Raw genomic sequence first — 22,807 nt, forward strand, 5'->3', positions numbered from 1 at the left:
TCACTACTATAAGTCCTTATCTTACCTCTCTTGGACTATTATGGGAAGGCTAAAAGATGTCAATACTGAAAATAAATACCGACTAGGGTTTTTTTGCCTTTTTTCTACTTAGTAAATTTTTTAATGTTTATAACTAAAGGTTAGTTGCAAGTAAAATCCATGTGAGACCTAAGGCATCATGACGTAACTAGTAAATTGCTTCTTTTCCGCTTAGTTTTGGTTTGCAGGGAGTCTATCTTCAAATCTTCTGAGAATATTTCTTATTTTTGCTGCATCTTCAAACTCTAGATTTTCAGCATGTTTTAACATCTGCTTCTTTAAATTCTTTAAGTCAATATTACTAATATTGATATTTTCTTCAGCTACTACTTTGTCTTGTAGAGTATTTGATATAGCCTTTATTATAGTTTTTGGTGTAATATTATGCAGTGTATTGTATTCTTGTTGTTTCTTTCTTCTTCTTTCTGTTTCTTTCAACGCACGATCTAAAGAACCAGTCATCTTATCTGCATATAAAACTACCCTACCTTCGGCATTGCGTGCAGCACGACCTATCGTTTGAATAAGTGCAGTTTCTGATCGCAAAAATCCTTCCTTATCAGCATCCAAAATTGCAACCAACCCACATTCTGGAATATCAAGGCCTTCCCGTAGTAAGTTAACACCAACTAGAACGTCGATTTCTTTCGATCTTAGTTTGCATATAATGTCAATCCTATCCAGCGCACTAATATCTGAATGCAGGTAACTTACCTTCATATTTAGCTCACTCATGTGTTCAGCTAGCTTTTCAGACATTTTTTTTGTCAATGTTATAATAAGAACACAAAACCCTTTCTTTATAGTCATTTGCGCTTCGTGAATCACATCATCAACTTGAGTCTCTGTTGGCTTTATAATGCAGATTGGATCTGTAAGCCCTGTTGGCCGAATAACTTGCTCTATGAATACATTATTGGTTTTTGCCAACTCATATTTTCCGGGAGTAGCGGAAATGAAAATGGTTTGCGGCCGCATTGTTTCCCACTCTTCAAATTTTAATGGGCGATTATCAAAAGCAGAAGGGAGCCTAAATCCGTGATCCACCAATTTTTCTTTACGAGCCTCATTACCACTATACATCGCACCAATCTGAGGAACGGTGACATGACTCTCATCGACAAATAAAATTACATCTTTGGGTAAATACTCAAACAAAGTAGGTGGTACATCTCCAGCTTCCATGCCGTAGAGATAACGTGAATAATTTTCAATACCTTTACACGTTCCTGTTGCTAGTATCATTTCGATATCAAAGTTGGTGCGCTGCTCAAGGCGTTTTGCTTCAACAATTTTATTCTGTGAATAGTAATAATCCAAGCGTTCATGCAGCTCTTTTTTGATCAGTTGAACCGCCTGCAATAGAGTCTCACGTGAGGTAATGTGATAGCTATTTGGAAAAATGGTGATCTTATTTATGCATTCAATAACATTGCCGGTCATAACATCAATCTCAGAAATTTCTTCTATTTCATTGCCAAGCAGCGATAAACGCCAAGCTTTGTTTTCATAGTAAGCAGGAAATATGTCGATAATATCGCCACGTACTCTAAAATATCCTCTCTCAAATCTGACATCAGAGCGCTTGTATTGAAGATTGGCTAGATTATTCAGGAAATCATTAACACGAATTTTATCTCCAGTACTTAAAGTCAAGGTCATATTGAGATAGCTCTCAGGCGAACCAAGACCATATATACAAGAAACACTGGCAACTACAATTGTATCTCTGCGCTCCAAGAGAGAACAAACAGCAAAGTAACGCAGCATGTCAATTCTTTCGTTAATTACAGAGTCCTTTTCAATATAAGTATCAGTTTGTGGCGAATAAGCCTCAGGCTGATAATAATCATAATAAGAAATGAAGTATCCAACAGCATTGTGGGGAAAAAATCCTCTCATTTCCTCATAAAGCTGTGCTGCTAGAGTTTTGTTGTGCGCCATAATTAATGCAGGCCTGTTTGTTCTTGCGATAATGTTTGCCATAGTAAAAGTTTTTCCAGAGCCAGTGACTCCAAGCAAAACCTGATCTTTTTTGTTGCTGTTTAGCCCTGCAACTAAGCTATCGATTGCTTGTGGCTGGTCTCCAGCTGGTTTAAAATGCGTAACGATTTGAAATTCCATAGCTCTTATATTTTCATATGCTGTTAATATACTTGTTAGTATAAATAAGGTGTGAGAGTGAGTGTCAATAAAAAAACTTTATCTTTTCTTTTTATAGAGCTTGCTCCAAATTTTATTGTTAGTTAATACAAAAAACACTGTCAAGATTACAAAATATGCCACCACTTTAAATCCAAGTTTGTGCCGGTTCTCTAGTTCTGGCTCTGCTGCCCATTGTAAAAAATTTACCACATCATATGCCATGTTTTCAACTGTAGCCTGCCTTGTACCGTCATACTCCACCATTCCTTCGGAAAGTGGTGGTGCCATAGCTAACTTACCTGTTGAAAAATACGGATTAAAATATAAATCATTTTCATCATGCTCCCCGTTTTGATAACCTGTCAGCAGTGAATAGACATAATTTGCACCATCATGCCTAGCTTTAATAATTAATGACAAGTCCGGTGGAACTGCACCGCTATTACTTGCTGCAGCTGCTTCCTTCGAATCAAAAGGTGCGATAAAATAATCCGAAGGTATTCCCGGTCTATCGAACATTTCGCCTAAATCGTTTGGACCATCTTTAACTTTATAAGAGGCTGCAATCTGTTTTACGTCCTTTTCAGAAAAACCGATACCTTGCAAATTACGAAATGCTATTCTATTCATTGAATGGCAGGAAGCACAAACTTCTTTGTATACTTTATAGCCACGCTGAATTGACTTCCTATCAAAAGACCCGGTAATTCCATCAAAACTCCAGTCCATTTTTTTATTTGGTGATGGTGTGAATTCTTCTGCAGATATAGGACCAGATAGGAATAACATACAAAAAATTGAAAATACGTTCAGTCCCTTCACTAGCCATTGTTTTAGCAAAAAATAGCCTGATGTTACTCTGGCACATGATGCTGAAATCCATTTGTTTTTTTTCTGGATCCCAGTGTTTAACACTGGGATGATAAAAGGGTGTTCTGGAATGACAAAAAAGTGTTTTAGGGTAGCAAAAGGATATTTTAGGATGATGGGATGTTTTATAGTAGATCTATTTTTACCTAGCATTACTTCATCTCCGGTACAGAATCACTTATGGTTTTTGGTGGTTTCCCCGGTTTCTCGTACTTACTGAGCAGTGGTAAAATTATTATAAAGTATGTGAAATAATAAAGAGTGGAAAGCATACTTAGGGTAATGTAGGGTTCTTTTACTTTCTGTTCACCAAGCCAAGTGAGAAATGCAAAATTTACTACAAAGGCCCAGAAAAATTTCTTAAATAACGGACGATAAGCGCCACTTTTAACTTTTGATTTATCGAGCCAGGGTAATAAAAACCACACTAAAATAGACCCAAACATGGTAAGCACACCAATAAGCTTATTTGGAATTGAACGCAGCATTGCATAAAAAGGCAAAAAATACCATTCCGGTACTATATGTACTGGAGTTACCATAGAGTCAGCTTCTATATAATTATCAGGTTGTCCTAGATAATTGGGAGCATAGAAAACAAACGCAAACAGAACTATAAAAAACAGACTAAAAGTTATACAGTCCTTCACTATATAATAAGGGTAGAGTGGAATGGTATCGTTATCTGATTTTACTTCTGCCCCACTTGGGTTACCAGAGCCAAATCTATGTAGAGCAATAACATGCAGCATAGCTAAAGTGACAATGACGAAAGGCAGAAGGTAATGCAGAGCAAAAAAACGATTGAGTGTTGAATTATCAACAGAGAAACCTCCCCATAACCATACAACTATTTTATCACCAATTAAGGGTATAGCTGAAAATAAATTAGTTATAACTGTTGCACCCCAAAAGCTCATTTGCCCCCAAGGGAGAACATATCCCATAAAAGCTGTTGCCATCATTGCAAAGAATATAAATATGCCAATGAACCATACCAACTCTCGTGGCCTTTTATAAGATCCATAATACAACCCACGCATTATATGAATATAAACCACCATAAAGAAGAGCGATGCTCCGATAGCATGAGTGTAACGTATCAGCCATCCATAGTTAACGTCACGCATTATACGTTCTACGCTATTAAACGCATGTTGAACATGCGGAGTGTAATGCATAGCAAGAAAGATGCCCGTTATTATTTGTAAAATTAGCGCTATACCAGCCAAAGAGCCAAAGTTCCAAGCATAATTTAGGTTTTTTGGCACTTGGTAAGAAACAATATGCCTGAGAAAAGAAAGTATAGGTAATCTATATTCTATCCAACCCAATATGCCTTTTTCTTCTATTATCGTTTTCTTTTTAGTATCATCTTGCATAACTTGAAGTTTTCTCTATCTTTAATTTTTTTATTGTAGCAGCTTATCCTCTATAGACAATAAAAACTTTAAACTCAGATATCAGATCTCTCGCACAATTGTTTAGCAACAACGCACTTCTCGGTGTTATCCTAACTATACAGCTAGTGCAACCTTACTTCATAGATCCCACTAGCAGATAGCGGGACCGAGGTAAACTTTATTTATTTTAACCATAGCGACTTAAAAAGCAATACTTATTAGAAAGTTAAAAGTTTAATGATTAGCGCTATGATTATAAACCACAGTAAAGAATAAGTCTTTTGATTTGATCTAATCTTAACCTGGATATTCTCTAGTTTTTGATCAGCTATTAGGTTCAATTTCTCTACAAGGCTAAATACTTCCTGAATTGTCTTTACGGGATAAGAACTTTTTACTCTTTCCTTATAACCTGTTTTATTTTTATGTTGATTCTCTGTCCATGCTTCAACTATTTTCCACATATTGATCTCTGGGTAGATTTTTCTACATGTTCCCTCTAGTAAAATCATAGTTTTCTGCAACAATAACAATTGTGTTTGAACTTTCATGTCAAAATCACCAGTTATTTTGAGCAATTGAGCAAGTAAACTAGCAAAAGAAATTTTCTGTATAGGCTGCCCTATAATAGGTTCACCTATTGCTCTACACGCTGTAACGAAATTTTTGTAATGTGGTGAGACATAGCCAGCTCTAAAATGTACCTTTGCAACGTGATCATAGTTCCGATTTAAGAAACCTTTCAGTATCTCTATCACATAATAGCACGTTTCGCGGTCTATTCGGCCCATGATTCCACAATCGAGGGCGACAATATTGTTGTTACTATCGACCATGAGATTTCCAGGGTGCATATCTGCATGAAAGAAACAGTCTCTGTATACTTGATTGCAGAACGATTCTATAAGATTTACAGCTATTTGCTTATGATTATTTAGTTTCTCAACCTCGTATATTGGTGTTGCTTCTATCCATTCCAGCGTTAAAACTTTTTTTGAAGTCCTTCTCCAATCCACTCCAGGTACATAAAAACCTCTGTCGTTTTTCGTGTTTTCCTTTAGCTCTGAAGAATGAGCAGCCTCAAAACGTAGGTCTAGTTCTAATCGACAAATTTCAGTAAAAGTTTTAACTAACTCGATCGGTTTTAGCCTCTTTGATTGCTTGCTAAATCTTTCTGTAACCTCTGCAAGCCAAAAAAGCGTTTTTATATCCCTTGAAAATGCTTTCTCAATATTTGGCCTTAAAATCTTCACAGCAACTTCTTTGCCTTCTGTAGTAACTGCCTTATGAACCTGAGAGATTGACGCTGCTGCAATTGGCTCTTCAGAAAAGCTTGAAAAAATGTCGCTTAACTTACAATTAAATTCGCTTTCTATAGTTTTAACTGCTATCTTGTGTGAAAAAGATGACAGCCTATCACATATTAACAATAAGTTATTTGTTATATCCTCATTTAAAATATCAGTACGTGATGAAATGGATTGTCCAAATTTAATAAACACTGGACCTAATTTTTCAAGGGCACACTTTAGTTTATAGCCTTGTATCTTGTTTATTGACCCTCTTGAAGGAGCAAGCAAGCGAGGTAATATGTTGTAACGAGTCAGCACTGCGGTTATGTAAAAAAGGCGCAGAATATTTTGAATCATTTCGCTGCGTAACTGTTAAATATTTTGCTCAGAGTTTTATTCTTCGTAATTTCACCAGGCTTACCTTGGCAATAGATAGTATTGTTTATACAAATTATATAATCTGAACATGGTACTATGGAGCTTAAATCATGAGATGTCATAAGAATCGAAACCAGTCGTTTTTTTGCTATCTTGCCTATAATATCGTAAAACTTAGCCCGTGAGCTAACGTCCATTGCACTAACTGGCTCATCGAGAATAATTAAGTCAGGCTCTGCAATTAAACAGCGTGCAAGCAGCAACAATTGTGTTTGTCCTGCAGAAATCTCTAACACTTGACTCTTCAAAATGTTGCTAATACCAACCAATTCTATCGCTTCCGTAATAATTGATTGATCTTTCTTCAATTTTGTTGAGAAGCTGTTTAAAAGGAAATATTCAACTGTTATCGGCATCAAATTACTGATGCTAAAATTTTGTGGCATATAACTGATTTTTATATCGTCAGCAAACATGACACTACCAGTACAGTTCTTATTTATACCAGCAACTGCCTTTACCAAAGAGGTTTTACCTCCACCATTTGGACCAAGTATAGTAACTACATTTCCCCTCTCTATTGATATATTAATACCATCGAGAACCTTCTTATTATCATATGCAAGAGTAAGGTTTTCTATCTTTAGGACACTGCTATTGACATTGTTTAACTTTTTGAAAAAATTTAAATTTTTCTCAACGTTTTTATGAGACATTTGCTGGCTTCTTTTCTATCACTTTTGTTTACACTATATCACAGTACTGCCTTTTCATCCAATTTAAAAATCGTAGCTACAATAAAGCCTGTACATTCTCTTGTAGCCTCTGTTACAGATAGAATTTCAAAGCCACACTTGCTTGCTACATCTACGCATGATCATGCATTAAAGCCATCTGATGCAAGTAATTTGGAATCAAGCGACGTCATATTTTACATTGATGATAATCTAGAAACATTTGTTAAAACCTTCGCTAGAAACAATAAAAAACTTGTGCAGTTATCAAAGGCAGTTAATCTACTTCCTGCTCGACCACATTCATTCTCTAGACATATCATTCATATTCAAGACGAAAAAGACCTACACATTTGGCTTAGTCCTGAAAATGCAAAAAACATGATACTTTCTATAAGTACAACGCTGTCTCGCATAGATAAAGAAAATTCCTATAAGTATAGCCAAAACGCAATGAAAGCTATAAAGGAGATAGACCGAGAAACAGAAAAAATTACGAGAGAATTAAATGACTTCAAAAATAAAAAATACATAGTCACCCACGATGCCTATCAATATTTTGAAAAATATTTTGGCTTAAATCACCCAAGTGCCATTCTTTCTATAGAAGAGGATGCTTACATAGGTATGAGGAGTTTGATGAAACTAAGAAAGATGATGAAGGAAGAAAACATTAAATGTATATTTTCCTCTTCACAAGAAGATAGCATAAAACCTAAAGCTCTCTCTGATGACGCAAAAATGGTAATTCTTGATCCTATTGGGTCAGATATAGAACCTGGAAAAGATGCATATCTTGCTATAATTAACGACATCACACAAAATTTCAAATCTTGTTTTATTGGACAACAACCCCTCAGTAAAGATTATAGAATTGCGTATTTATTTCAGTCAATCTAAAGCTGTACTAAATCGCATTCAGCAAAAAAGAAAGTTATTTCCCTACGAGCATTTTCCAAGCTATCTGAGCCATGAACCCTATTTTTACTAATGTCATCAGCAAAATCACCCCTGATTGTACCCTTATTTGCCTGTTTTGGATCTGTAGCTCCCATAATTTGTCTGTATTTGCTTACTGCATTTTCACCGAATAAAACTTGAACTATTATAGGACCAAAGGTCATAAATTCTACTAATTCCTCAAAAAAAGGCCTATTTTTATGGATTTCATAAAACAGTTCTGCCTGTCTTCTTGTCAGTAACATCATTTTTTGCGCTATAATTCTTAGTCCGGATTTTTCGATGTAGGAATTTATATTGCCCGTAATATTATTACTTACTGCGTCAGGTTTTAATATCGAAAGTGTTTTCTCAATTGCCATATTATTTTCTTATGTTAAGATCGTATATTTATAGATTTATTCTATAATGAATTTTTATTTCATCAAAGTGATTTTTTGTTTATAGTTTAAGAATAAACTATCAAGTAGGTATTGCATGGGTGGATGTTGTTATAATAAAACAAAAACTGAGTCTGCTGTTAAAACATTCGTTAATAATTTAAAGTTATCAATTTTTTGTGGTACAAAAGGGTTTTTAACTTTCAGTTTAGCTTTCTTGAGTTATTTAGAATGTAATGCACATCGTAATACAAAATTGAAGGAGGGCGCTGTCTTTGCAATGAAAAGGAATATTATTCCGTTTGGTGAAATGATCGCTATACCGCTACTTGCTTGCTTTGCATTACCAGATATGGTAGGCGAGTTAAGCCTTCTACAATGTGCACTTGTTTGTGCTGTCTTAATGATTGCCACATGTTTCGTTGTTAGGACTTTTAATCTGCGTGAGAAGTTAATGGCAAAAACTACTGACTACAGTAGAGAAACAATAGACGTGGAATTTAAGAAAGATACTATAAAATTTCCTATCTTTGATAAAAGCAGGCAACATATTGAGTATAATTCGCCTAACCAAGTAGGTGGGACAGGTAACACCTCCTTTCTCGTTGTGTTTTTAGTTTTCCCTCTAAAGGTTCTGCAAAGTTGTATAATGCTATCTTTAACTGCTATTGAACTTCTTAAAGCAGTGCCAAGTTTTTGCTCTGATTTGATCTTTGATAGAAGCTTTGTACCTACCAAGAGTAACCTGCAGAGATCTGGCCACCTATTGTATGCTAGTGTGAGGAATTTAGTGCCTATATCTGTGTTTGATAAACCTGTAGCTGAGTATATAGATGTTTCTAGAGCAACTTGTTGCGGAGCCTAAATGTATTTTGTTATCCCGGCACTTGACACACAGCGGTACGAACGCAGGAGCAGTTTGTTAGCCATTTTTACCTTAAACACAAGGGTGTCATTCCAGTGCTTGACACTGGGATTCAATGGAATTGATTGTACACTATGCAACATTTTTGGTAAAGTTGCTAAAAAGCTAGGTTACAGTGTCACGCGCTGGAATGACACCACCTACTACTCAAATTATTTGCAAATTGCAATGTTCGTACACTAAAATGCTTGGCCAGCACTTTCACACAATTTCATCGAGTACATTGTTTTCACACAATGCTTTTATACTTACCAACTTAGTAAAATCCTGGATCCCAGTTCCAGGCTACTTGGATGACACCATCTCGGTGCTCAAATCACGATGTTGTACGCGCTGGAATGACGGTGAAAGTAATCTTATAGTTTATTTGCAAAAGATCAAATGAAAAAGGCAGTCATCTTACTTAACCTTGGCGGACCTGATTCACAAAATGCGGTCCGCCCTTTTTTATTTAATCTCTTTTACGACAAAAGAATAATAAATCTACCAAACCCTTTTCGATTTCTTTTAGCAAAGTTTATATCCGCGAAACGAGAAAATACTGCACGAAAAATATATGAGCAAATTGGAGGCAAATCGCCAATTTTAGAGAATACAAAAATGCAAGCTGAAGCGCTTGAGCAAGAGCTTAATAGATCTGTACTTTGTCATCTAAGTAGCGTGGAACTGGGATCTAGAAAAAAAAACTGGACTCCAGCTTCACGCGCTGGAATAACACTAAAGCTGGCCAAAGTGTTCATCTGCATGCGCTATTGGCATCCATTTGCTGGTGAAGTTGTTAAAAGTGTGAAGCAGTTTGATCCTGACGAAGTAATTCTGCTGCCGCTATATCCTCAATATTCGACTGCTACAACTTTATCGTCTATCGAAAACTGGCAAAAGAGTGCTAAAAAATATGGCCTAGAATGCAATACGAGAATAATTTGCCATTATCATAATAACCAAGACTTTATTGAAGCTCATGCTCACTCGATAGTCAAGTACTACAAATTAGCCAGCAGGATTGGTAACCCAAGAGTCCTATTTTCAGCCCATAGCTTGCCCCTTAGTGTTATTAAAAAAGGTGATCCTTATGCCTTACAGGTAGAGGAAACAGTAAAATTAATAGTGAGAAAATTAAATATCAAAGATCTTGATTGGTCAATATGTTATCAGAGTAAAATAGGCCCCGTAAAATGGCTAGAGCCAAGCACCGAAAGTGAGCTGTTGCGTGCAAAAGCTGATGGTGTACCTGTGGTTTTATCACCTATATCTTTTGTTTCTGAACATTCAGAAACGCTTGTTGAACTTGATATAGAATGTAAAGCAATGATCAAGGATGGATATTACTTTCGCATACCAACTCTCGGTACTGATTTCTTGTTTATAAAATGCTTGGTAAATTTGTGCATAAATCATCTTTAAAATCCTGACTTATAATACTTTTCCTTTGGAATTCAATATGATAAAATAATAAAAAAATTATTATCTTATTAAGTATTTATGTCAAATAAACTAAAAAAGAAACAAAACACGTTTGCGCAAAAGGTACGTGATGCTTACAATCATGAGATCAGGAAGGGAATCTATGTTGGAACAGGTTTAGTAATGCTACTGTGCAAGATTTCACTACAATTTTGCTGTGAGTTTATTGATAGTAATAGATCCAGTATTTTTCTCATACGGAATGTCGCTCGGTGGGCAAAATTTCCAACGTCTATTCTATATATAGCCTATTCTGCATTTACTTTATATGACCTAGTCAAGGATTACAGAGACCCTAAGGGTAAAAAAGAATTAGCAAAAATTGTGGGCAAATCAGCTAGTCTTGCAAGCAGCACTATAGAAGCGCTAATGATATTGAAAGTTATCCATCTCTTGACTAGAAATGCAGACGTAATAAGTTGTGTTCACTTAACGTCAACAATCCTATTCCTATTCATTTCAGAACCCGTAAACTATTATTATACATGCGAAAAATATCAAAAGGCACATAAAGAATATCAAGATGCATGTGGAAAATACCAGGATAAAAAGGAAATTGATGAATTAAAAAAATGTAAAGCTGAGCTTGCTAAACGCAGGAAGATCCTTATCATCAGCACAATGACTTCGTCATTAGGTTTGTTAAATTTCGTATTAAGAAGGATAGAAATTGCAACCACACCGATAAACTTAGGTAATGGTGTAATCTATAATTTTAATTTAAGTGTAATAGTCGGTATAATATATAGTGCAGTATTCCTAGTAGTCCAGTTTGACAAACTGCTTGATCAACTTATCAATGATGACCCTTCTACTGAACTTAATAGTACTAATCATGCTCAGCATGGTGATAATGGAGACTTTTTGCATAATTTAAACCAAGTGGAAAAAAAGGCAAAAGGAACCATGGTCAGTATTTATTCTTAGTATTGGCGTTTTTATGTCTTAAACGCAGCAACTTAGCTGCTTTTAAATACAACTAGTCTAAGTTATGATATTTAAGAAATTTACCAGAGAGAGAAATAAAGACAATAAAACCCCGAGAAAAACTTATAAGCGCGTTTTAGCTTGTATGGGGAAACTCCCGAAGTTTTAAAAAGATGTGTAGTGCACATGGTATGCCAAATACAAATTTTCTTGTCATTTTAACCTACATAGATTGGGAAACTAAATAATAGCTTTAATACTATGATAAGGGTAACGGCAAAGGTGTCAAGCAAATTTTTCGTTTATGACATGCCACAGGCTAGTTTGTTATGCAAGAAGCGTAGCCAATGGCTACGCTTATAGGTAAGAAATTAGATATGAAAAGACCTCATTTCTACTGCCAATGCTAGCACCGCTAATTTACTAACCGTATTCCAAAGCGATAGAGTTTTATTTTCCACAATCTGGATGACATCATGGAATTTACAGTCAATGGAATTTAAGCTAGAATATATATCTTTTCTGCTGTTGCACCGGTACAAATAGCACGTTGGCATATTTCCTATATAATATATCAGCGGTTCTGCAGGACTATGTTCAAAAACATCAATGGTTGGTACACCCTCTTGTATAATAACGCTACTCACTTCTATTCCTTCTTTTATCCTTTTCATTTTATTGCGCTTTTTTTTATTGAGGCTTAATATTTCCTTTCCACTTGTTGCTGTTATAATGCCCATTCCGTATGTTCCATTGCTTGCCTTGATGAAAACATAAGGTTGAGTTTTTATTTTATATTCTTCATATTTTTTTTGCACTAAGGACAGCACTTGATCAACTTTAGCTGCCACCGTTTCCAGCGATGAATCGTCGTTGAAATTGACACTACTACAACTTTCTGTAGGTGCAGAAATAAGCCACGGGTCTATTTGAAGTTCGTTACAAAGTTCAGACGCTAGTTTTTGATAGATTTCAAAATATTGAAATTTCTGCCTGCTGTGCCAACCATATAATGGACTTGGCACTATCTCTTGTTTTAAATTTTCTAGCGTGTCTGGAACGTGACTTGTCATATCCCGGTTTAGCACAACAACATCAGGCACAAATCCTGAGGTTGTCTTCAGGAGAGAGTTTTCTTTTATAACAGCTTCATATGGTTCTATTAAATTATATGTTTCGTTTTGAAAGAGGCCAATTCTAATTTCGAAACCTGCGAGTTGTAGTATTTTTTCTATGGCAAATACGTTTTCTATATACATTTTATTTCGCGTGTAGTTCTCTGGTATTATGAGAATTTTTTTATGTTGTTTTTCTTTAAAATAGCTCTTCATTAGTTCTACCGCTGTTGCTTTTGATACCTCACTTAGGTTATTGAACCCTGCAGGAAACAAATTAGCGTCTATAGGGGCAATTTTGTAACCGGAGTTTCTGAGGTCTATGGAACTATAAAACGGCAATGTGAGGCCATTAAACTTCTTCTCAAACCAACTATTTAAACTTTTTTTTAATTTTGGATGAATTATATTTTGCATCTGCGCTTTTAATGTTATAAGGAAGGTATTATATTATAAGCTATAATTAAACATATTTGGCAAATTTGATTGGAGATTAAAGTATAATGAGATTACCATTTGAAGTGACAGAAAATGATTCAACATGACAGCAGTAAAATATACGGAACTACCATACTGTCAATTAGAAGAGACAAAAGTGTAGTAGTAATAGGCGATGGGCAGATTTCACTGGGCCACACTGTTATAAAATCCGGAGCAAAAAAAGTCAGACGCCTTTCTGGTGATTCTGCAATTGCCGGTTTTGCAGGGGCAACAGCTGATGCATTTACTCTTTTTGAAAGACTGGAATCTAAACTTGATAGGCATCCAGGACAATTAATGAGGGCATGCGTTGAGCTTGCAAAAGATTGGAGAATGGATAAATACTTAAGAAAATTGGAAGCTATGATGATTGTTGCAGATAAATCTATTTCATTAGTGATTACAGGAACAGGTGATGTTCTTGAACCTGAAGATGGGATAGCAGCTATTGGTTCTGGGGGAAATTTTGCTCTATCCGCAGCAAGAGCTTTAATTGATGTAAAAGGAATATCAATAGAGGAGATTGCGAAAAGAGCTATGAGAATAGCAGCTGATATATGTGTTTATACAAATCATAATGTAGTTATTGAAAAGATAGAGGGATAGTATGTCTTCTGAACAAAAAATTTTATGCACTAATTTCTCCAATCAGCCCGTGAGGTTTTCAGAAGGGCAGTTTTATGGTAATGATACCTACAATAAGAGAAATGACCTCTATGAAGACGCTAAAAATGGTTGTGATTTAAATAACAACAACGCTCAAGTTAATAGCAGTACACAAGTCTTATTGGACGATCTGCCGCCACAAAAGATAGTTAAGGAGTTGGATAGGTTCATAATTGGACAGAATGATGCAAAGCGTGCTGTTGCTATTGCACTCAGGAATCGTTGGCGTCGCAATAAAGTTCCTCTTCCTTTACGTGATGAAATCATACCTAAAAATATACTGATGATTGGCCATACAGGGATTGGGAAAACAGAAATAGCTCGTCGCTTAGCAAAGCTTGCGGGTGCACCATTCATAAAAGTTGAAGCAACGAAATTTACCGAAATAGGATATGTCGGACGTGATGTCGACTCGATAATACGTGATTTAGTTGATGCAGCAATAGTTTTAGTTAAAGAGAAAGCTCGCAAAGCTCTAGCTAAAAAAGCTTTGAATTTAGCTGAGAGGATAATAATCAATTCTATGGTCGGTGAAGATGCAACCGAAGAGAGTAAAAGAGTTTTCAGAGAAAAATTGAGGAATAAAGAATTTGAAGATGGGGAAGTTTCCATTAATGTCAGAGAAAGTAAGAGTATACTACCAGCTTTTGATATACCAGGCATGCCAGGTGGGCAAGTTGGCGTGGTGAACGTCACAGAATTAGTAGGCAAGATGTTTAATGGGGGCCAAAAAACAAAAACCATTACAGTTAAGGTAAAAGAAGCTCGAGAAATATTGATTAACGAAGAAAGTGAGAAGTTAATGGATGAAGATAAGATAATCAAAGAAGCGATTGATCTTGTTAGCAATGAAGGCATAGTATTTTTGGATGAAATAGATAAAATTGCAGCACGTACAGAAGTAAAAGGTGAAGTAAATAGAGAAGGAGTACAACGTGATTTATTACCGTTACTTGAAGGAACAACTGTTTCAACTAAGTATGGCCACGTGAAGACAGACCATATATTATTTATTGCATCTGGTGCCTTTCATTTATCTAAACCGTCTGACCTTTTGCCAGAATTGCAGGGTAGGTTACCTATCAGAGTAGAGCTTAAGGCACTTACTCAAGAGGATTTAATAAGAATATTGAAGGAACCTGAGTCTAGTTTGTTGAAGCAGTATATAGCTTTAATGAAAACAGAAAATGTAATGCTTGAGTTCACCATTGATGGCATCGAAACTATAGCTGAAATAGCGTTTACAGTTAATAGGCAAGTGGAAAATATAGGTGCAAGAAGGCTCCATACTATTATGGAGAAACTTTTAGATGAAATAAGTTTTATTGCTACTGAGAAGAGTGGTGAAAAATTTGTTGTAGATGGCAAGTATGTAAAAGATAAACTTGAATCAATTTCGAAACAACTGGATTTATCTAAGTTTATACTTTAAATAAAGCGTATTGACACTTTTTTTATATGATTGTAATATGAATACGTCAATAGAACAAGGAATATGTTAGCACAAAACGCTCAAGGCACACTGAATGATAAAGAATGTAGCGTTGCACTAAGCTCTGATAGTAATTGCTATATTAGAATAGTAGGAAGTAAACAAAATCATGAGGATTTAGAGAAAAGCACAGATGTTAAAGTCAAACTTGGTGGTGAGGAATTAAGTCTTGTTGATTCTATAAAGAGCTAGAACAACAAAATGAGCTTAGTAAGCCAAGAGTGGAAGAAGCTACATTGGGCTTCTTGCGTACCTAATACCAATTCCACTACACAGAAAGCGGACAGACGAGAGTGGAAAAAAGTTACAGCGTCGTCCTATAGAAACAAAAAAATCGCTTGACAACCTTTTCCGTCATCCTTATTCATAGTATTGAAGCTATTGTTTATCTTCAGTCCGTACAGATTAAACAACAAAAAAACTCAATGTACTTGGCGTGCTGTCATTGAATTTTTTGCACTATGTGCACCTCGCCTTTATAAAACTTTCAAGGTTTCTACCTAGTATAAGCTAAAATGCGCTTGTTCAAGCGTTTAAGACAATAAAAAAATGCCAATTTAAAAGATAGATAGTGAATAACTAGCTAACAGGGTTTCTTTTGCCTTTTTTTCTCATTTGGTAAATTTCTTAAATATTTATTAATAAAGCAGCATAATGGATCCCAGTATCAGCTACTTGGATGACAAGAAATGGGGCTACTTGGATCATAAAGTGAAATGAGATTCCAGCTGTGTAGCTGGAATAACGGTAGGCTGGTTTTTCATGTAGTAGGTCGGTTTTAACTTAGGCTAAAGTATTACAGCGGCAAACTTATAATGTTGCTATTTTGTGAATTTGGAAATGATTTATAGAATTACTTTTTCAGCTTTATTGAAGTAAAAAGCTGATTTCCGTTTCGATAAATAAGCAACATTATTGCTTTTTCTTTATCCTTCTCTTTTGCTAAATTTATTTGATTTTGGAAACCTTCAACATTTTCTATATAAGTTCCATTTACCTGCATAATAATGTCTCCTTTTTTGATACCACGCAACGTAACATTCTTGTTAACGTTTATGTTGGTAACTATTACACCTTTTGTGGGCGCACCATTTTTGTTGCTCTCTTTTGACTCTTGTGGTAGATTTGAAACGGTTAACCCGGTTATATAATCAGATGTTGATTCGTTTTCTCCTTGGTTATTAACTTGGCTGTCACTTGTAGATTCTCCGATAACGATCTTAACGTTAACTTCTTTGCCACTTCTCAGTAACTTAATTTGCACTTTTTTCTCAGGTTCAGTTCTTGAAATCATTTGAGATAGTTGTGTCATTCTCTCAATTTTTTTGCCATCAAATTCTAGTAGTATATCACCTACTTTAATACCACCTTTCTCTGCTGGACTGTTCTTTACTATGTCTGCAACTAATACACCTTTTGTATCTTTTAAACCCAAAGACTCTGCAAATTCTCTTGTTATAGGCTGAACTTGCACGCCAAGCCAACCGTGCTTTATCTTCTTGCCGCTTTTGAGCGTGTCAATGATTGATACAGCTAGATTAGACGGTATAGCAAAGCCTATACCTACGTTACCGCCAGACTCAGATGGGGAATAGATAGCAGTGTTAATACCTATAACTTTTCCATTTAAATCAAATAGTGGTCCCCCAGAGTTGCCTTTATTGATTGCAGCGTCAGTTTGAATAAATTCATTCATGGTACCAATACTGATGTCTCTGGATCTTGCAGATATAATTCCTGTGCTTACAGAGCCACCCAACCCAAATGGATTACCTATTGCCATGACCGTATCACCAACCCTTGCTTTATCAGAGTCACCAAATGCTACAAAAGAAAGGTCTTTGTCAGCTTTGATCTGAAGTACAGCAAGATCAGTTTTTGTGTCATAGCCTAAAACTTCTGCTTTGAAATAAGTATTATCGTTCATAGTAACTGTGATATCTTGGGCGTTTTTAATAACGTGATAATTGGTTACGATAGTTCCACTTTTGTCTATAATAAATCCAGACCCAAGCAGCACTACCTCTCTATTGATACTTGGACCCCTATCCATAAAAAATTGATCAAAATGCTCGAAAAACTCTCTGAAATCATCAAAAAAATTATTTCTTAATATAAAAGGGAGTCTAGTTCGATTGTTACTTTCTTGTTTAATAATTTGTTCGCTTGAGATATTTACAACTGCGGGAATAAGCTCTTCTACCAGATCAGCGAATCCTTGATTACAGTTGCATACAGAAGTGTTAGTATCTGGAGTCTTTTTTGCACCCCAGTCAAACATGTTAGCGTACGAGGAGAACGAAATCAAAAAACATGTAAATATAGATAAAACCTTACTTCTCATAAACTATTTCCATCCCTTGTTCAAAATATCTAAGAAATTATTATTTGGCGAAAGTATAAATTTAGTGTTATTTCCAGCGAATGATTTACTGTAAGCACTCATAGAGCGGTAAAAATTAAAAAACTCTTCATCAACCTTAAACGCCTCATTATAAATTCTGGTTGCTTCAGCATAACCACGACCCCTTATTTCGTGGGCTTCTTTTATTGCACTAGCAATAATTTCTCTTTTTTGTTTATCAGCTTTTGATTTAACTTCCTGCCCAGCTTGCTCACCTTCTGCTCTGATTTCTTTTGCTTCTTTTGCTCTTTCAGTTTGCATACGAAGGAATATTGCAGAACTATTTTCTTCTGGTAAGTCTGCTCTCTTAATTCTTACATCTATTATTTCTATACCAAATTTTCTAGCTTCTGAATAAACTCCGCGCTGGATTAATTGCATAACTTCTGATCTCTTTTCATTTAACAAACTAATTAATGAAAATTTTACTATGTTTTCCCTTATGTGAGCTTCTATGATTGGATATAGTCTTCTGACTAATCCTGATTCGCTTCTCACAGCTTGGTAAAAAGTGATAGGATCCACTATTTTGTATTTTGCGTAGGCGTCTACTATGATGCGTTTTTGGTCCGCAGTTATTACTTCTCTTGGAGTTTTATCAGGGCTTAAATCTAAAACTCTCTTATCAAGAAATTCTACGTTATTTATAAATGGTAGCTTAAAATATAAACCACTTTCCTTAATATCTCTTACCACTTTACCCAATTGTATAACTATTGCTTGCTTCGTTTCTTGCACCACAAACATTGAATTGGGTAAAGCGATCAACAGAATGGCGAATACAGAAATAAAAGCAATTTTAATGTTACTATGCATAACTATTTTCCCAAATTTGTAAGAGGTGAATAAAAAAACATACTTTTCAGATCGTCAGTTACAACAAATTTATCTACTTTACTGAAAATATTTTCCATAGTTTCGAGATAAATACGGTTTTTGACAAGAGAAGGATTTTGCTTATATTCTTCATAAAGGGACAAAAAGCGATTTGCATTACCTTTTGCTTCATTTATTATTTCGCTCTCATATGCTTCTGCATCTAGTTTTATTTTTATTGCTTCACCTTTTGCTCGAGGTATAATATCATTACTGTAAGCATAAGCTTCGTTTATAGTACGCTCTTTATCTGCACGAGCACTTTGCACATCTCTAAATGAGCTAATTACTTTTTCTGGTGGGTCAATTTTTTTCATCTGGACAGATAAAATTTCTATGCCCATTTGGTATCCATCAAGGATCTGTTGCAGTAAAGTTCTAGTATCTGTAGGGATTTCTTGTCTGCCTTGACCAAGTGCAAAAGAGATCGTATTTTTACCTATTATCTCTCTCATAGCACTCTCTGCAGCATTTTTAACACTAAAACCAGGTGTGTAATCCCGAACTTTGAACAAGTAATCCTTAGCATCTCTGACGCGCCACTGGACCTCAAAGTTAACGTTAACTATGTTCTCATCTCCAGTGAGCATTACACCTTCACCGCGGTCTATGTCTCGCCCATAGGAACTGCTTACCCCAATTTCTTCACGATTTACTTCCTTGACATTCACTTTAAAGACCTTGCCAATAGGGTAAGGAAAGTGATAGCGTAAGCCAGGTGTTTCTGTGTTAGAATATTTGCCAAAAGTAAGTTCTATTCCTTCCTCACTTGGATGGACAATATAGAAGCCAGTACAAGCATAGAAGAACAAAATAACAAAAATAATTAAATAAGGTTTTTTGCCGCTGTTTCTTGTTAGGACATTAAAAAAGTACTTTATTTCGGATATAATTTTACTTAAAACATCTTCATTATTAGGAGTTTTATTCCTTACTGGTTTCTTTCCAAGATTCCAAGGATTATTCTCATCAAACATAGTAATTAATTCTATAACTAATACGCTAATGTTACTTCTTTAGTAGGAAAATGCAAGACTATTTTATTTACGAATTAATTATCAGATTGGAGGACATGATCATACACTTCCTTTTCTCTATGTAATATAGTTGACTCTATGGAATTTTCTAGTCTTCTTTTGAATTCCTTGTTGTCGTTTTGAGGTGAACTATGCCTTCGTGAGAACCACTATAATCTTTTTAACAATAGAATCGCTAAAATTACAGCAGTCAGTAAAAAAAACAATCTTTTTCTATACCTCCTACAGTTCCAGCACCTTCCTCAGTCTCTTCATCCTTGTTATACCAGCATCAAGCAAAATCATTCAAAGGTAAATGAACATTAGCAGTTAAGTTAACACTAATTTAAGAATTGGGGATGTACAATATAAATATATTTAATTAATAGTGGGGTTTAAAATGTCAAATCACGAAACAGATTTAAATCTTAGACAAAGTTCCACTTTTATGGAAACTTTGCAGGATAAACTGAAAGATATAAAGAATTTCTCTAACTGGTCTGCAAAAGAACAAATGGTTGCGGTAACTGCAGTAGGCATGATATTTGGTACATTGCTTCCAGTTGTGACGGTTGCTTTACCAGTTGCTGCAGCAGGTGCAGCAGTTGCTCTTACTCTATTTCTTGCTGTGAAAGCAGTTGAATACGCATTCAAAGGGCTTAGATGGTCAGCAGAGAAGACATGGGAAGGGGCGAAGTGTGTTGGAAGCAAAATTAAAGATGATTATGAACATTCATTAGATTCACTGAAGAGAGGTGCTAAAAATGCAGCAGATCGTTTTGGTGGTTCCTTAAAAGAATTTGCTCATAGTGGTGAACACCCAATGGAATCTGAATTTGTACAAAAATTACTTGAACAAAAAGGGATGAAAAGGGTGGTTAACATGCTAACTGAGATTGTTAAAGAAAGTGGTACTGCTGTAAAGGTAGAAAAGCTTGCAGATGAAGAACAAAGGGAGTTGAAAAAAATACTTACAAAGAGCACTCTTGATGCAAAAGAGTTTCAATTTATTATTAACATTTTCTCTGAGCATAATGATGAAATTAAGAGGGTTATTAGAGAATACAAATTTGATCAATCTGTGAAGCGTAACAATGCAAAAGATAAAGAAGAAAGAAAAGCTAGTAAATTTTCATTATTCTCTTCACTGAGAAGAAAAAGTCCTAAACAGTCTGACAACCTGTCAAGTCATGTAACTAACAGTACTGATGTGCTTGAGAAGGTTGTTTCACCAAAGGTGCCTGGAAGTCCTTTTCTGAACTCTTTAGAGAGTCATGATAGTGGAAGAGATTCACTTAATTCTTCTGGTTCTTCTACCCCAACAAAAAGTCCTTCCGTTAACTTGAATCCCTTTGGCAGTATTGATAGTAGCAGTTTACCTGCTCCTCTTATACCAGAAAAACTAAGTCTTTCTATGAAAGATGTCGAAGGCGGTAATCCTCAAGCAAAATTGAGAAAAACGGATTCTCCATACAAATCGGAACAACCTTCTACACAAATGAGTGTAGTTGACCCACAATCTACGCTGGTGAAAAGTGTATAGTAAACAAAACTACCACTCCTCACAAGGACGTTACTCATTGAGTAACGTCCTTTCTATTTTCTCTTGATGAATAAATCTAAGTAAAGTATAGTAACAATGCGTTTATGTAGATTCTAATGAGTGGTTTGGTTTTGATTTATACAACTTTTGCAAGTTTCAAGGAGGCTAAAACTGTTTCTGAAGAATTGTTAAACGAGAAATCAATTGCATGCGTAAACATATTTCCCGAGGTGAATTCTCTTTATTTATGGGAAGGTAAAATTAATAGTAGCTGTGAAATAGTAGCAATTATGAAAAGCAGAAACGATCAGGCTGATAAAGTTATAGAAAAAATCGAAGCAATGCATTCTTATGATCAACCTGCTGTTGTAATAATACCTATAGAAAAGACAAATAAGTCTTTTACTAATTGGATTAATAATGTTATTGATGTAAGCAGTATTGGGGTGTAGCCAAGCGGTAAGGCAGCGGTTTTTGATACCGCCATGCGAAGGTTCGAATCCTTCCACCCCAGCCATGTTGAAGAGGATGTGGAATGATGTCACTTTTCTATGGATTAAGGTTATTAAGTTATATACTGGGCAACTTAAAGGACATAGTTGTCAAGCTATTCCTTATTATAATATATCTTTATGCATCCAGCGTTACGTTCATGTTTCTCAGCAATGGCTTTTGGTATGCTGTAGAATTTGGCTCTTTTAAAAATGCATTTAACCATTTGTTTGAATGTTGCAAGTGGTATTACGATAACAAAGATGACCTCAATTATGGAGTTTATTTTAGGATATTGGTAGCGTTTCTTGCTCCGCATTTTCTCTATAGATTACTTCTTAGTGCTGGCTGGAAATCTTTTTTAAAGGAAAGGATAACACAGATACTCAGGTTCATGATCAAAGGCAAAAGGAGCAGTAAAGCAAATGGTAGTGGTTATAACTATAGCAGCAAAAATAGCTACAGCAGTAGCAATCATTATGGTTACAATGATGAGCGCCATGCTCAAGAAAGGCGAAAAGTAGCTGTGATAAGGCAGCTGTTAGTCAAGGATATAGAGGAAACCATAGATAAAAGACTAAATGATATCTTTTTCGGTGAGAGAAGCAAGTCTCACTAAAAAAGCTTTATCTAGTTTTTTTAGTATGGCTTTTTAGAATTGGCTGTATTTTGTTTTTTACATATACCCGGGTTATAATTAGCCATTATACATGTGCACACAAAATCTTGACTAAAATCTGATAACCAGGAAATTGCTTTCTGTTTTTCTACCAAGCTTTGTGTTTTTTTACAGTTGCTTATTGCATTAAATACTGCCTGCCCTATTACTGATTTCCACAGTATATGACACCATTGTATGTCATCTAGCATACTATCTGCTTCGTAGTGGTGAAAAAATTCTTTGAAATTGAAGTTGTTTGACATGATGTACATCCTTAATTTAGGTTAAAAATTTGGACTTGAAGTAGGGGGTTGAAATTTTGTGCGAACGTTGTCTACTGAAATAGGCGCCACCCTCTTTCGTCATTCCAATACCCTGTACTTCTATGATGTCATCCAAGTAGCCTTTTTTGTCATCCCAGTGCGTGACGCTGGAATCTAGATGAAAAAAGCTAGTGTCAGCTACTGGGATGACAAAGAAGATGTCGTCGCAATACCTCCTTTTCCTGTCATCTAAGTGACTTTTTTCGTCATTCCAGCAGTTGA

The 22,807-nt window shown here is 35.5% G+C and carries 22 protein-coding genes and 1 tRNA gene; 12 read left to right on the forward strand and 11 right to left on the reverse strand.

Translation table 11 applies throughout. The features are described 5' to 3' along the window. Positions 1–210: 210 nt before the first annotated feature. The 5 genes from uvrB to IHO40_RS01745 all read right to left on the reverse strand — a co-directional run bounded on the left by uvrB (position 211) and on the right by IHO40_RS01745 (position 6,843). A complete protein-coding gene (uvrB, locus tag IHO40_RS01725) occupies positions 211–2,163 on the reverse strand; it encodes an excinuclease ABC subunit UvrB (protein ID WP_225536466.1) in 1,953 nt (650 codons plus the stop codon). A 78-nt stretch (positions 2,164–2,241) separates the two neighbouring features. Beyond that, positions 2,242–2,973, reverse strand: a complete 732-nt coding sequence (locus IHO40_RS01730) for a cytochrome c1 (protein ID WP_225536487.1) — start codon at positions 2,971–2,973, stop codon at positions 2,242–2,244. Positions 2,974–3,206: 233 nt separating this feature from the next. Then, the gene (locus IHO40_RS01735) at positions 3,207–4,436 is read right to left on the reverse strand and encodes a cytochrome b (RefSeq protein WP_225536467.1); all 1,230 of its coding nucleotides are present in this window, start codon (positions 4,434–4,436) and stop codon (positions 3,207–3,209) included. Between the two features lie 239 nt (positions 4,437–4,675). Then, complete coding sequence (gene ubiB, locus IHO40_RS01740) at positions 4,676–6,106, reverse strand: 2-polyprenylphenol 6-hydroxylase (protein WP_225536468.1); 1,431 nt, start codon at positions 6,104–6,106, stop codon at positions 4,676–4,678. Beyond that, the gene (locus IHO40_RS01745; protein WP_225536469.1) at positions 6,103–6,843 is read right to left on the reverse strand and encodes a metal ABC transporter ATP-binding protein; all 741 of its coding nucleotides are present in this window, start codon (positions 6,841–6,843) and stop codon (positions 6,103–6,105) included. Before IHO40_RS01745 ends, ubiB begins: the two co-directional genes overlap by 4 nt. Here IHO40_RS01745 and IHO40_RS01750 point away from each other — a divergent pair. Beyond that, positions 6,835–7,761, forward strand: a complete 927-nt coding sequence (locus IHO40_RS01750; RefSeq protein WP_225536470.1) for a zinc ABC transporter substrate-binding protein — start codon at positions 6,835–6,837, stop codon at positions 7,759–7,761. The genes IHO40_RS01745 and IHO40_RS01750 overlap by 9 nt on opposite strands. Here IHO40_RS01750 and ndk read toward each other — a convergent pair. Continuing rightward, a complete protein-coding gene (ndk, locus tag IHO40_RS01755; protein ID WP_225536471.1) occupies positions 7,758–8,183 on the reverse strand; it encodes a nucleoside-diphosphate kinase in 426 nt (141 codons plus the stop codon). The two genes, IHO40_RS01750 and ndk, sit on opposite strands and share 4 nt — an antisense overlap. Before the next feature lie 115 nt (positions 8,184–8,298). Here ndk and IHO40_RS01760 point away from each other — a divergent pair, with 115 nt between their 5' ends. The 4 genes from IHO40_RS01760 (at position 8,299) to IHO40_RS01775 (ending at position 11,517) form a co-directional block, all read left to right on the forward strand. After that, positions 8,299–9,066, forward strand: a complete 768-nt coding sequence (locus tag IHO40_RS01760) for a hypothetical protein (protein ID WP_225536472.1) — start codon at positions 8,299–8,301, stop codon at positions 9,064–9,066. Next, positions 9,067–9,309 carry a hypothetical protein gene (locus IHO40_RS01765; RefSeq protein ID WP_225536473.1) on the forward strand — a complete coding sequence of 81 codons (243 nt, stop codon included), beginning with the start codon at positions 9,067–9,069 and terminating at the stop codon, positions 9,307–9,309. A 198-nt stretch (positions 9,310–9,507) separates the two neighbouring features. Then, positions 9,508–10,530, forward strand: coding sequence for a ferrochelatase (gene hemH, locus IHO40_RS01770; RefSeq protein WP_225536474.1), 1,023 nt, complete (start codon positions 9,508–9,510; stop codon positions 10,528–10,530). Between the two features lie 78 nt (positions 10,531–10,608). Next, positions 10,609–11,517 (forward strand): hypothetical protein, encoded by a 909-nt coding sequence (locus IHO40_RS01775; protein ID WP_225536475.1) that lies wholly within the window; start codon positions 10,609–10,611, stop codon positions 11,515–11,517. Positions 11,518–11,888: 371 nt separating this feature from the next. Here IHO40_RS01775 and gshA read toward each other — a convergent pair whose 3' ends face one another. After that, a complete protein-coding gene (gene gshA / locus IHO40_RS01780) occupies positions 11,889–13,049 on the reverse strand; it encodes a glutamate--cysteine ligase (protein ID WP_225536476.1) in 1,161 nt (386 codons plus the stop codon). A gap of 114 nt (positions 13,050–13,163) precedes the next feature. On the opposite strand from gshA, the gene hslV reads away from it, so the two are divergent. From hslV to IHO40_RS01795, 3 genes are all read left to right on the forward strand, one after another. Further along, a complete protein-coding gene (gene hslV, locus IHO40_RS01785; protein WP_225536477.1) occupies positions 13,164–13,718 on the forward strand; it encodes an ATP-dependent protease subunit HslV in 555 nt (184 codons plus the stop codon). A gap of 1 nt (position 13,719) precedes the next feature. Continuing rightward, a complete protein-coding gene (gene hslU, locus IHO40_RS01790; protein ID WP_225536478.1) occupies positions 13,720–15,210 on the forward strand; it encodes an ATP-dependent protease ATPase subunit HslU in 1,491 nt (496 codons plus the stop codon). Positions 15,211–15,273: 63 nt separating this feature from the next. After that, positions 15,274–15,462 (forward strand): hypothetical protein, encoded by a 189-nt coding sequence (locus IHO40_RS01795; protein ID WP_225536479.1) that lies wholly within the window; start codon positions 15,274–15,276, stop codon positions 15,460–15,462. 661 nt (positions 15,463–16,123) lie between these two features. Here IHO40_RS01795 and IHO40_RS01800 read toward each other — a convergent pair. Genes IHO40_RS01800 through hflK form a run of 3 tightly spaced genes read right to left on the reverse strand, consistent with a single transcriptional unit; the run spans position 16,124 to position 19,527 of the window. Then, a complete protein-coding gene (locus IHO40_RS01800; RefSeq protein ID WP_225536480.1) occupies positions 16,124–17,614 on the reverse strand; it encodes a DegQ family serine endoprotease in 1,491 nt (496 codons plus the stop codon). 3 nt (positions 17,615–17,617) lie between these two features. Beyond that, positions 17,618–18,490, reverse strand: coding sequence for a protease modulator HflC (gene hflC, locus IHO40_RS01805; RefSeq protein ID WP_225536481.1), 873 nt, complete (start codon positions 18,488–18,490; stop codon positions 17,618–17,620). A gap of 2 nt (positions 18,491–18,492) precedes the next feature. Next, the gene (gene hflK, locus IHO40_RS01810) at positions 18,493–19,527 is read right to left on the reverse strand and encodes an FtsH protease activity modulator HflK (protein ID WP_225536482.1); all 1,035 of its coding nucleotides are present in this window, start codon (positions 19,525–19,527) and stop codon (positions 18,493–18,495) included. A 439-nt stretch (positions 19,528–19,966) separates the two neighbouring features. Between hflK and IHO40_RS01815 the strand changes: the two genes are divergently transcribed. The 4 genes from IHO40_RS01815 (at position 19,967) to IHO40_RS01830 (ending at position 22,220) form a co-directional block, all read left to right on the forward strand. Beyond that, the gene (locus IHO40_RS01815) at positions 19,967–21,109 is read left to right on the forward strand and encodes an actin-bundling T4SS effector WalE1 family protein (protein WP_458695344.1); all 1,143 of its coding nucleotides are present in this window, start codon (positions 19,967–19,969) and stop codon (positions 21,107–21,109) included. Between the two features lie 116 nt (positions 21,110–21,225). Further along, entirely contained in the window at positions 21,226–21,561 is a 336-nt protein-coding gene (cutA, locus tag IHO40_RS01820; RefSeq protein ID WP_225536484.1) for a divalent-cation tolerance protein CutA, read from the forward strand. Next, positions 21,552–21,626, forward strand: a tRNA-Gln gene (locus IHO40_RS01825). Before cutA ends, IHO40_RS01825 begins: the two co-directional genes overlap by 10 nt. A gap of 18 nt (positions 21,627–21,644) precedes the next feature. Then, complete coding sequence (locus IHO40_RS01830) at positions 21,645–22,220, forward strand: hypothetical protein (RefSeq protein ID WP_225536485.1); 576 nt, start codon at positions 21,645–21,647, stop codon at positions 22,218–22,220. 321 nt (positions 22,221–22,541) lie between these two features. Here the strand turns inward: IHO40_RS01830 and IHO40_RS01835 are convergent. Continuing rightward, on the reverse strand, positions 22,542–22,807 hold a 266-nt coding region (locus tag IHO40_RS01835), incomplete at its 5' end, for a hypothetical protein (RefSeq protein WP_225536486.1).

This window comes from Wolbachia endosymbiont of Mansonella ozzardi (assembly GCF_020278625.1).
Lineage (GTDB): Bacteria > Pseudomonadota > Alphaproteobacteria > Rickettsiales > Anaplasmataceae > Wolbachia.